The 11,482-nt window shown below is 54.9% G+C and carries 7 protein-coding genes; 6 read left to right on the forward strand and 1 reads right to left on the reverse strand.

What is annotated here, in order from left to right:
- The first annotated feature begins 189 nt into the window (after window positions 1–189).
- Together ACQR1E_RS00060 and ACQR1E_RS00065 are read left to right on the forward strand one after the other, a co-directional pair.
- Complete coding sequence (locus ACQR1E_RS00060) at window positions 190–1,323, forward strand: DUF2235 domain-containing protein (RefSeq protein WP_434885842.1); 1,134 nt, start codon at window positions 190–192, stop codon at window positions 1,321–1,323.
- A complete protein-coding gene (locus ACQR1E_RS00065; protein ID WP_434896507.1) occupies window positions 1,320–2,402 on the forward strand; it encodes a DUF4238 domain-containing protein in 1,083 nt (360 codons plus the stop codon). The genes ACQR1E_RS00060 and ACQR1E_RS00065 overlap by 4 nt, the downstream gene beginning before the upstream one ends.
- Before the next feature lie 18 nt (window positions 2,403–2,420).
- Here ACQR1E_RS00065 and ACQR1E_RS00070 read toward each other — a convergent pair whose 3' ends face one another.
- Complete coding sequence (locus ACQR1E_RS00070; protein WP_434896508.1) at window positions 2,421–4,160, reverse strand: AIPR family protein; 1,740 nt, start codon at window positions 4,158–4,160, stop codon at window positions 2,421–2,423.
- Window positions 4,161–4,868: 708 nt separating this feature from the next.
- Between ACQR1E_RS00070 and ACQR1E_RS00075 the strand changes: the two genes are divergently transcribed.
- The 4 genes from ACQR1E_RS00075 to ACQR1E_RS00090 all read left to right on the forward strand — a co-directional run bounded on the left by ACQR1E_RS00075 (window position 4,869) and on the right by ACQR1E_RS00090 (window position 11,481).
- The gene (locus tag ACQR1E_RS00075) at window positions 4,869–6,398 is read left to right on the forward strand and encodes a sigma-54 interaction domain-containing protein (protein ID WP_434896509.1); all 1,530 of its coding nucleotides are present in this window, start codon (window positions 4,869–4,871) and stop codon (window positions 6,396–6,398) included.
- Between the two features lie 85 nt (window positions 6,399–6,483).
- Window positions 6,484–8,775 (forward strand): DEAD/DEAH box helicase family protein, encoded by a 2,292-nt coding sequence (locus ACQR1E_RS00080; protein ID WP_434896510.1) that lies wholly within the window; start codon window positions 6,484–6,486, stop codon window positions 8,773–8,775.
- Window positions 8,776–8,809: 34 nt separating this feature from the next.
- Window positions 8,810–10,285 (forward strand): type I restriction-modification system subunit M, encoded by a 1,476-nt coding sequence (locus tag ACQR1E_RS00085; protein WP_434896511.1) that lies wholly within the window; start codon window positions 8,810–8,812, stop codon window positions 10,283–10,285.
- Complete coding sequence (locus tag ACQR1E_RS00090; RefSeq protein WP_434896512.1) at window positions 10,282–11,481, forward strand: restriction endonuclease subunit S; 1,200 nt, start codon at window positions 10,282–10,284, stop codon at window positions 11,479–11,481. Before ACQR1E_RS00085 ends, ACQR1E_RS00090 begins: the two co-directional genes overlap by 4 nt.
- Window position 11,482: the final 1 nt, after the last annotated feature.

The following is an 11,482-nucleotide window of genomic DNA, read 5'->3' on the forward strand; positions in this document are numbered from 1 at the left end:
GCCCGATGATGATTGTCGAGCTCGATCGAGTAGATCTCGCAGAGTTTTTCAAGACCGTACGACAGTAGTATCGGCCCGGAAACTCTCCTGTACATGTTGCGCCAGCGACCTGCAACCCTATGTAGAAGGCCAGCTGCGACTTGCTTGTCCCGTGGCTGCCCAGATTTCTCCTATCTTTCAGAGGCTTGAATGAAGAAGCTCGCGATCTACCTCGATGGCACCTTCAACACCCTCAACAACAACACGAACGTCTGGCGGTTGAAGAGCCTCACGGCGGAGACTGTCGACCAGCGCGTCTATTACTCGCAGGGCGTCGGCACGATCCGCGGAGAGGTCGTCCGCGGTGGCGTCGTCGGGTACGGAATCGACGACGAGATCATCCACGCCTACACGTGGCTGATCGAGAACTTCGAAGAAGGCGACGAAATCTTCATCTTCGGCTTCAGCCGTGGGGCGTACACGGCCCGATCACTGTCTGGGCTGATCAGCAAATGCGGGATCCTAAAGCTCGGCGCGCCGCTGTCGATCGAGCAGCTCTATGAGAGGTATCGTCTATATGACACGCCGACGATCAGGTCGCTGCTCGAGAAGCCCCTGCCGGCGGACGCGTCGCTCGAGGTGAAGTGGCTGACCAAGTATTCACGGCCGACCAAGATCAAGTTCGTCGGCGTGTGGGACACGGTCGGGTCCATGGGCATCCCTATCAGCAGCGTCGAGGCCAAGGTTCACAAGTACCGCTTCCTCGACACGCATCTGCGCCTCGACAACGAATACGCCTTCCATGCGCTGGCGCTCGACGAGCACCGCGCGGACTTCGACGCGACGTTCTGGACGCGGACCGTCAAGACCGGGGAGAAGGGAGCACCCGAACGTCCGATCGAGCACGTCGAGCAGCGCTGGTTCGTCGGCTGCCACGCGAACGTCGGCGGCGGCTACGCCAGCGATCCGCTTTCCCAGCGACCGCTGGTCTGGCTGATGGACAAGGCCGGCGCGCTCGGTCTTGTCTATCGGGACAAGGTCGAAATCGACGTGACGGCAATAGACCCGGCGATCAACGATTCCTACTGTGAATTCGGGGAGGGGCTCTACCGCATCTTCTCGAAACGGTTCTTCCGGTCCGTCGGCATCGCGCCCGAGATCGGAACCGACGCGACCACGGCGCGCATCAACGAGACAATCGATGGTTCGGTGTTTGACCGCTGGCGCAGCGACAGCAACTATCGGCCGCCAAACCTCGTCGCATGGTCCGAGGAAAAGAATGTCGATCCGGCGAAGCTGGTCGGCACGGTCATGGCAGCGGACCCGAAGGTCATTGTGAAGTGAAGCTCGACATCCTCAGGCTCGGCGTCACCAAGGATCTGCTGCGCTCGATGGCCAAGGAGGAGCGCACATTGTTCCTTGCACTCGGGCACGCGTCCAACCAGGTCAACGCGCTCTGGAAGCTGGTGATTGTAGCTCGGACCTATCTCAAGCATTTCGCTGGCGCGACGGACAAACTCTACGGGGTGAAGAAGACCGATGGAAAGAGCTTCCCATGCGCGCCAAAAGACATCTGTGCCGAGCTTGATGGCGACGTTATCCCTGATCTGCTGATCGATAAGAAGTATCTCGGAAATTTTAGGGCCACGTTCGAGAAGGAGTGGGATCGCGCCGTCGCGGCTCTTGAAGCCAAGACACCGACGGACGCAGACAAGCTCCATATCGCGGGCTATTGGGCCAACCTGATGATTTGCACACCAACATTTAGGCGGGTTGGAACCGACCTTGTCAACCACACGATCGAGCTGAAGTTACGCGCGCGAAATTCACTTGGGGCCGAAAACGGAAAACCAGAACATTTGCTCGCCGAGGGTATCGAGGCAATGGATCGGGGACTGCTGAAAATCTCGGTCGACGCTGATGAGATCCGGGCCTTCGCGGCTGCTCATGCGATGAAGTACGCCTGGCAGCTCTACAACGCAGACTGGCAAGTTTTTGAAAACAAGACCGGTACCGACTTCGTAACTAGCGATAACCCCGCCAGTTATGGCGATAGCAAATGGGGGCAACGCGATCATTTTCAGATTCTGCCAATCACACCAAAGTTGTGTCTAATGTGCGATTTGTCCAAAAAGCCAGAGCTTCGGGAGGGCGAGCGGGACTTCACCAAGCCGTCCCAGGGAAAGATCGAGATCGTCGAGGTTCCGCTAGAGACCGTCGAACGTATCAACATCACGATTGCGAAAAGCGCTGAGAGCTTGATTCTTAGCAGCGGCGAGAACCAATACATAAAGGATCTCGCGGCCAAGTATTCAAAGTTCCGGGTGGAGAACGAATTTACGATGATCCGGCAGGGTAACGGTTTTAGTATTGCTCATCGCGCTCGCGTAATTGAGCGGACGGATCGGTCCACCCAGACCTAACGAGGGCCTAATAGGCGACTATTCCGCCTGCCACCTTGTCGAAAGGTCTCCGGCTGGGACGCGCATGAGGTTTAGCAAATGCGCGCCATTTGGAAAGCCTGGCAACATGCCTGCAATAGTGCCGGCCACAAGCGTCTCACCCTGGACACTAGCGTTGCTCTTGAGCCAGTTCTGCGGACTGAAGATCTTGCCTCCGATTTGGGATTGGTTGATCGCGTTCTGCAGCGCGTTTTCTAAACAGTTCGCGGCAAGAGGCAGAATATCGCCTGGTGAATTGGCTGCATTCATTGTCGCGCTTGGAGCCACCACTTTGGTTGGTTGCTTGTTCACCGCAGCAAAAATCGATGAAATCGAGAACAGAAGGTGAAACTTGACGTATGTTCTCCCAGCCTTGAGTACGTCATTCAAAGCGAGATTCGGCCAAGCGTCATCGATCGCATTTAGCCAGGTTTGTAGCGCGAGCATCGATGAGGGATCGTATCCTGTCCGGAAAAGCGTTTTGTAGTACTCGTCGAACAACTTTTTCTCGTTGTAAGAGATGTTAGGCCTCTGGCAATGCCAGGCCATTAGCATCTTAGCCAGAACTGCGGCATCAATAGTCTTCTTCGCGTCCCTGTCCGTAGGACGTTCTTCACCGCGCTTTGTGAGAAACGATCCGTCCGGAAAGCGAGCTTCGAATGCTCTCTTTAGTCCGACCATAACCTTGTCGTTGCTACGCAGGTCGCGTGGTTTAACGGCCGTCTGCGAATTTGTGTTGATACTTACTCGATCAGCAAGAGCGCGGTCCGGGATCTCGTAGAGCCGAAATAGAATCCTGGCTTCCTTTGCTTCGGGCGATCTAACTCTCTGCGAGACTGAATTGATTGTCGAAATAGATTGGCACCCATTAACTACGCTCAATCCCTCGATCTTCAAGGTCTCTTTTGCCGGATCGTAGGTTACCGCATCGCAAATAGCGGTGATGCCGTTGTGATAGTAGAAGAATTCCTTTACGCGCTCGCCAGCTATTGTAGTTCGTAGCGCCTTGTTTACTTTATTGTTTGCTCCCAACGACTGTCGAACATTCTTCCGAAAGAGCTTGCCGTCCGCGATTCCGGGCAGCCGCAAGCACTCTGCTAAGGGCAATACGGTCATAATCGTCTTTGCGCCGCTCATCTCCGTCGCGAGCGTGTTCTTTGCCTCAACATTCATGACGTGGTTCAGCGACGGGAGTTCTTGAGCCTCGGCCTCCGCAAGTCGCGTTTCAATTATTTCACTGTCAATCACATGAATACTTGCAGAAAATTCGTCGAAGCCATCTTGATCGAGCTTGTCAGCGAAGGCTCTAAGGTCGCCTTGTGCGGCTTCCGACAGCTTACCAGTCGTCAGCAGTTCGAACTCTAGTCGGTATTCGTCCTCTAGGGCGTTGCGAACGGCTTCAAGTTTTAGCTTCAGCTTCTCGTTGCAATCTTCCTGGAGTGCTTCAAGATCTTGAAGCCTGACCCACGCGCTCAAGATTTCACGGAGTGGTTCAGAATCGACAGTTGAAGACTTCAGAAACTTCCCTTGAATGATAAGGATTCGGCGTTCCTCGTCGTCAACGATCACAGCGTCCATCTGCTTGTCGTTGCTGCCGTCAGTAAGGTCGTCGCGAGCTTGAATTGCGTCCCTCAACAATACACGTCGCAAATACCACGCAACGAACCGCTCACCGTCATTCGCGAAGTTTTGTTGATAGTAAGGGTCATTTTTGATTTCGCTGCTTATCTGCTGAAGCATTGTACGGCTCTCGAGTTCAAAAATGTCACAGTCGTTGCTTACGTGAATATACACCAATTGCGAATGTGGAGGCCCCGATTCGCCTATAGCATATCGCAATACTGGGCCTTCTGGGACAATTGCTACTTTGGCCAAAGCTCGCCTCTCGCGCTCCGCGCAGTTTGCCTGTCTCCGATCAGGCTACCGTTAGAGTTTCAGGGCACATGTGTTCCAGGAACCGAACGAGTATGTTCAAGAACCCGCGGCGATCCGGTAGGTGTCCTTTAGCTCCTTCACTCGAGCGCGAGCGGCCGAAACCGTCAGCCAGCCGCATTGCCAGTGGTTCCCGCATCGTAGAAGATGACCGCCATTTGCTGGCCCTACCAATGTCGCAATTGCCGCAAGCGCATGTGCGAGGAGTTGAGTGACGTGCAGGCCGGGCGCACTCAATGCCATTCGATCTTCCGAAGGGGCGCCTCGCAAAAGGCGCAGCACGACCGCTGTTTTCGGAATATGAAACGTTCTTGGTCATGACGCAGCATTCGCAACGGACGTGCCAATCTTCGATTCAGCGTGGCTTGGTCCAAGACCCAACGTTGCTTAACTAGCGGATATCGCGCAAAAAAATGAGAATAGGTTAGAGCTTTAACCGCGTTTTCCCTTGTGTATCCAACCGTCGATTATCATAATAAAACTTGTTAAACGCGTAAGAAATATTACAAGTGGCTTATGCGCCTTCTTGTCTCTTGGATCGGCAGTGCTGACTTAAGGGCTCCTGGCTCGGAGGAGGAGTTCGGCATTGGTCCCGTCGCACAGGCGCTTGAGGCGCGGAAGTTCGATCGGGTCTTGCTCTTAGCTGATCAGGAGAAGAGTAAACTTCGCAGATACGAAGGCTGGCTGCGAACGCGGTTGGCTGGCTCGAAGCGTTGTGTACTTGGCCTGGAGCATGTCCAGCTTAGAAGTCCTACTGACTTCGATGATATCTACAGCGTAGTTACTCAAACGCTCGAGCGTCTTTTAGCAGAACTGCCCGAAGAGCCCGATCTCACATTCCATCTCAGCCCTGGAACGCCTGCTATGGCGGCGACTTGGGTCATTCTCGGCAAGACCCGCTACAAAGCAGAGCTTATACAGTCGTCGAGAGAGAGAGGTGTAGAAACAGCCTCTGTTCCTTTTGACATTTCGCTGTCGCCGGAGTTCGTAGCCGACGTGTTAAGGGCTCCTGATAAAAGCCTTGAAAACCTCAGCTCTGGTGGTGGTCAAGAGATATTCAAGTTCGGCGATATCATCTATCGAGGCGATGCTATGCGGCGATTGATCGCCCGCGCACAAAAGGCGGCACCTAGATCGGTGTCCGTTTTGATCGAGGGCGAATCAGGCACCGGAAAGGAATTGCTGGCTCGAGCCATCCATCAAGCGAGCATGAGGAGTGGTCGAGCATTTCAGGTCGTAAACTGTGGAGCGATTCCAGTCGACTTAGTCGAGTCGGAGCTATTCGGCCATGTGAAAGGGGCTTTCACAGGCGCCACGAGGGACCACGTCGGGCACTTTGAAGCCGCGAATGGGGGGACTCTCTTTCTCGACGAGATTGGTGAGTTGCCGCTCTCGGCCCAAGTGAAGTTGCTTCGCGCCCTTCAGGAGGGCGAAATACGGCGGGTCGGCGACGTTAAGACCGTAAAGCTCGATGTCCGCGTAATCGCAGCCACTAACCGTGAACTTGCTATCGAGGCTGCGGCCGGGCGCTTTCGTGAAGATCTCTTTTATCGTTTGGCAGTCCTTGTGTTGAAGGTGCCCCCGCTTCGCGAGCGTGAAGGTGACCTGGGTCCCCTGATCACTGGGCTGCTTGCGCGAATCAATGATCAGAGCGAGCAAGCCAGAGAGCCGGGCTTTCTCCGTAAAAAAATTTCTGAGGATGCAAAGAAATTTATGATACAGCAGCTTTGGCCGGGCAATATCCGGGAACTGGAAAACACCCTGCGCCGGGCGGCAGTATGGGGGGATGGCGAGACAATCTCACTGGCTGACATCAAAGAGGCGGTCCTGCCGGCAGTCGTTGGTAGGGCTGCAAGCGAATCGATCCTCAATCGACCGCTCGAGCAAGGCGTTGATATTCAATCAATAATAGGTTCGGTCGCCGAGCACTATTTGCGGCGAGCGATGGTTGCGGCAAGCGGAAACAAATCTAAAGCGGCAAAACTCTTGGGGTTGGCCAACTATCAGACCTTGTCGAATTGGCTTGAAAAGTATCGGGTCTCATAGTTGGCATGACGTATGCTGACACTCCGGCAACAGATTTCTTCTAACTCCAGCCCGGTGGGAAGAACCCAGGGAAAGCATTCGGCGAATGGCACGCAACGAGAGATTGACCTGTAAGGAACTGATCGAGCCCCAGCTTATTGGGCTCGGTTGGGATTTGCAGGAACAGCTTCGTATTGGTCCGGGCCGCGTGAATCTCACAGGCGATGCGATGTACGACGAAACACAGTCGATCATCGCGGATTACCTGTTGCGCTACAAAGGCGTGCCACTAGCCATCGTCGAAGCCAAGGCTGAAACCGAGACGGCGGCCGATGGCATGCAACAGGCGTCGCGTTACGCCCGACGCCTATCTCTGCGTTTTGCAATCGCCTCAAATGGCAACGATTGGATCCTGATCGATAACGATACGGGAAACTTCGAAGCACTAAGTTCGCCGCCATCCCCCGACGAGCTGGTTGCTCGAATGGGCGTGACGATCGATTGGTCTCGGTGGGAGGGCGCATTCGCTGCAAACTACCACGTTGACCAAGTCTCGCGCAAAGGCGTTCGACCTTATCAGGATGTCGCCATCAACAAGGCGCTATGGCAGTTCGCTCAGAACGTGAGTCGAGTGCTGTTGCTGATGGCGACAGGCACCGGAAAAACCTTCACGATCTTCCAGCTCATTTGGAAGATGCTCAACGGCAAGGCGCTCAAGCGCGAGCACATACTCTTTCTGACGGACCGCAATAGTCTCAAGGATCAAGCCTATCGGGCTTTCTCAGCCTTTTCTGCGGCTGAGCGTGTCCAAATAGACAGAGACACAGTTGCTCGAGGTCAGCATTTAGTGGGCAAAATCTTCTTTGCTAACTACCAGAACCTCGACGAAGATCTTGATGGGAGGACGGTCTATCGGCACTACGATCCTGATTTTTTCGACCTAATCGTTGTGGACGAGTGCCACCGGTCCGGCTTTGGCGACTGGTTTGGCGTATTAGAGCACTTCAGCTCCGCGCTGCAACTTGGTCTCACCGCCACTCCGCGTGAGCTCGAAGAGGGCGAGCGTGCGTTGACCGACGCAGAAAAGCGGCGCGATACCCAACATTACTTCGGCGATCCTACTTTCACTTATAGCCTAAAGCAGGCGATCGAAGACGGGTACCTAGTGCCTTATCTTCTGGAAGAGCGTATTAGCAACGTCGACGAGGAGGGATTTGTTGGCCCGGACGGCAAACGCTACACCACCGCGAATTTCGAACGCGAGATCCGGATGCCGGATCGCACCAAGGCGATTGCCGAAGACCTTTGGAATGTACTGGGTAAGTATGAGCTTCGGAACGAAAAGACCATCGTCTTTTGCGTGGATGATACGCACGCGGCCTTTATGGCCCAAGAGCTTCGCCGTCTTTCGGGAGACAATGATTACGCTGCTCGCATCACTCGGGCCGAGCGCAACAGCCATCAGCTTGAACGAAATTTTGCTGTGGTTGGCCAAAGCAATCCGCGTGTGGCGGTTACGGTCGATCTACTCACCACAGGGTATGATGCCCCCGATGTGAAGAATGTGGTGTTCGTGCGCCCATTGCGCAGCGCCATTCTTTACAAGCAGATGAAGGGACGCGGGACGCGTCTGTGCGAAGACATTGATAAGCGTTACTTCACGATCTTCGATTATTCGGGGGCAAGTCGGCTTGAGGACGCTGAATTCGATGGTCATCCCGCCAATCGACAGAAGGCGGTGTCAGCTCGTAGCAAATCGAAGAAAAAGAGCGAAGACGCTGCGCCCAAACCTGTCGGAGAAGGCGTATCGGTAGTTATCTCGACCGAGAATAGGTATGTGTGCCTCGCCGATGGCCGGAAGATCCCGTTCGAGGAGTACACCGAGCGTTCACGCGAATTTATTCTCGATGTTAGCAACAAGGGAATGGATGAGCTACTGCGGATCTGGATCGGCAAAGGCAGTCGGCACGAGCTCCGAGAGGCTCTGCGCGATCGCGACATCTATCCGTCAGCGTTTCGGCACTATCTTGACCTGCCAGATGCAGATGATGTCGACATCCTCGCCAAGATTGGCTTTCAGTTGCCCTTGGTGCCCAATCGCGCAGACCGCGCCAATCGGCTTTGGGACGAAGACCAGACATGGCTGCTCAATCATTTAGGGGAATCCGCGCTGCCGGAAAGCCAGCGGTTCAAGACTCATGTTTGGCAAACCGCACTTGACCACTACCGCCTGTTTGGCATCGACGAGCTCGAGCAGGCTCGCACCTATAGCACGCCGCAGTTCGCTGATCAGTTCGGCAGCTTCTCGACGCTCACCCAGCGCTATGGCGGCCCTGCATTGCTCAAGGCCGACCTAGAGCTGGTGAAGGCACACATCTACGTGCCCATGGTAGCCTGACGCGACGGCCCTCAGAAGAACAGAAGTACAAGACATGGACCAGATCGACCACCGCCGCCAGGAAGTGCAGCAGATCGTAAAAAATGCCTGCGATCAGTTGAATGCGGAGGGCGTGGATGCGCGCAACTACGTTGAGCAGCTTGCGTGGCTCTTCTTTCTAAAGGCGTTCGATGAGGCTGAATCGCGCAGGGAGCAAGAAGCAAGCTTCAACGACACCCCATATGAGCGCCGCCTCGGCGGCGAGTTCGCGTGGAGCCGTTGGGCGAAAGACACCGATCATCCGGACGAGATGCTCGAGTTTGTAGATGGGAAGTTGTGGATCAAGCTCACCAGTCCTGATCCGACTAAGGGTTTGGGCAATGATCCGCTCGCCCAGCGCTTTCGTCGGATCTTCGATAACGTGCGCAACTATAGCCGCCGAGGCGCGGGGTTTGCCAAAGTCGTGCAACAAGTCGACAAACTGCGCTTCTCCAGTGAGACCGACGTCATCGTGCTCTCGGAGATTTACGAAGACTTACTAAAGCGGGTCGCGGCTGATTCGGCTGGCTACGCCGGCGAGTTTTACACACAGCGCCACATTATCCGCGCTATGGTGCAAGTGGTGCAGCCAAAGTCGGGCGAACGCGTCTACGATCCCTGCTTCGGAACGGCCGGTTTTCTCGGGGAGGCCGCCGACTTCGTGCGTAAACAAAGCGTCCTGAGCAGCCAGCAGTTGTACGATCTGCAGCACCAGACTTTCTACGGCAACGAGATCAAGCCGCTGACTTACCTGCTGGGCTCAATGAATATGATTTTACACGGCATTGAAGGCGCCAACCTTGAGTTAGTAAACACGCTGGAAGTGCATAGCCATAACGTGGCGGAGAAAGATAGGTATCGGGTCATCCTCGCCAATCCACCTTATGGTGGCAAGATGGCGCAAGAGCTGCAAACCAACTTCCGGGTGAGGAGCGGTGCCACGGAATGCTTGTTCCTTCAACATATTATGGCCAGCTTGGCCAGGGGCGGGCGCGCGGCTGTGATTGTCCCTGAGGGGGTATTGTTCCGTAGTGGACCGGATCAAAAGGTCCGCAGGGAGCTCCTCGAGCAGTTCAAGCTACATACAATCCTTTCGTTACCAGCAGGCTGCTTCCTACCGTATACAGGCGTTAAAACCAACGTGATGTTCTTCGATCGCACCGAGGACGGCTCAGGAACAGAATCTGTTTGGTATTACGACCTGACCAATGATGGCTTTGAGCTCAAGCAGACTCGCAAACCTGTCAGCGGCAGCCAGTTGCCGGACTTCCTAGCAAAGTGGCAGGAACGCGCTGTGAGCGAAAACTCATGGATCGTACCAATAGCCGACATCGCAGCTAAGGAGTTCGACTTGTCTGCCAAGAACCCGCGCAAGATAGATGACTATGAGCATCGCCCGGCGATGGAGCTGGTGCAATCGATCAAGGCGAAGGAGGCGCGCATCGTTGACCTCCTGGATGAGATCGAGTCGCTGCTCGAGTTGAGACAATGAAGAGTAACTGGGATTACGTCCCGCTGGGTGAAATAGCGCCGGCTCGATCCGCGCCGATGCCGGCCGAAGACGCGGTCATCTGGAATTTGTCACTAGAGGATATCGAGGGGACAACTGGTCGAATCTTACACAAGCAGCGCTGCCGCGTTAAGGATCTAGGTTCGCAGAAGTGCTCGTTCGATGGTCGATACGTTCTCTTCTCCAAGCTGCGCCCTTATCTGAACAAAGTTGCGCTCCCGGACGAGCCGGGCGTGGGCACAAGTGAATTGATTCCGTTGTTGCCGGTTGAGCAACGGCTCGATCGCGAGTTTCTTGCTCACTATCTTCGGAGTCAAGCCTTCCTCGATTTTGCGAATGCAAACACTCGGGGAGCAAACTTGCCACGTATAGCAATGGCGGAGCTGTGGGCGCACAAAATACCCGTGCCTCGAAGTCTCGCGGACCAACGTCGCATTGTCGCTCGCGTCAATGCGTGCATTGAGCGAGTGGCGGAAATCGAAGGCCTTCGTTCAGATTCTATAAAAGAGCAACAGCACTTATCTGCGTCGTTGATCGAGTCTGAATTGCATGCCGATGTTGCGGACGCGAACAAATGGCAGCCCCGTGCAGTAGGGGAGCTTGTTTTCGCTGTGCGCAATGGAAAGTCCATACCGCAGGACACCAACGGCCATGCCGATGGTGCGGTGCTGACGCTGACCTCGGTTCGGAGCCCGTCTCTTGACGTTCAATTCCGGAAATCTATTGTTCTCCCAGAGAAAGTTGCCGGCCAATTCGGCATCGATCAAGGTGATGTTTTTGTTTCTCGCGCGAACACAATTGAGCTTGTGGGACTAGCATCCGTCGCGATGGAAAAGCCTGCAGATCGGCTCATCTACCCCGATTTGCTAATCAAACTAAAAATTGATCGCACGCAGATACAACCGCGCTATCTTGCCTACGCATTGCGGAGTGCGAGCGCCCGGAGGCAGATCAAAGCCCGGGCATTGGGCTCGAGCCGATCGATGGTCAAGATTTCCGGTGAGCGTCTGCGGGAGGTCACGGTGCCCGTGCCTTCGCTGGTCGAACAAGAAAGAATCGTTGGCCGGTTAGATGCCGCGCATGATCTTATGCGTCACCTCTCAGTTGAATCTGAATCCGGGGAAATCGCGGCGCTCAGAAGTGCTGTGCTTCGGAAAGCTTTTGCTGGTGAGTTGTGAG

Source organism: Bradyrhizobium sp. HKCCYLRH1030, from assembly GCF_051168395.1.
Lineage (GTDB): Bacteria > Pseudomonadota > Alphaproteobacteria > Rhizobiales > Xanthobacteraceae > Bradyrhizobium.

Bases quoted from the DNA above. Each gene is read 5' to 3' on its own strand.
- ACQR1E_RS00060 (WP_434885842.1), top strand. From the start codon at position 190: ATGAAGAAGCTCGCGATCTACCTCGATGGCACCTTCAACACCCTCAAC.
- ACQR1E_RS00070 (WP_434896508.1), bottom strand. From the start codon at position 4,160: ATGCTTCAGCAGATAAGCAGCGAAATCAAAAATGACCCTTACTATCAA.
- ACQR1E_RS00075 (WP_434896509.1), top strand. From the start codon at position 4,869: ATGCGCCTTCTTGTCTCTTGGATCGGCAGTGCTGACTTAAGGGCTCCT.
- ACQR1E_RS00080 (WP_434896510.1), top strand. From the start codon at position 6,484: ATGGCACGCAACGAGAGATTGACCTGTAAGGAACTGATCGAGCCCCAG.
- ACQR1E_RS00085 (WP_434896511.1), top strand. From the start codon at position 8,810: ATGGACCAGATCGACCACCGCCGCCAGGAAGTGCAGCAGATCGTAAAA.
- ACQR1E_RS00090 (WP_434896512.1), top strand. From the start codon at position 10,282: ATGAAGAGTAACTGGGATTACGTCCCGCTGGGTGAAATAGCGCCGGCT.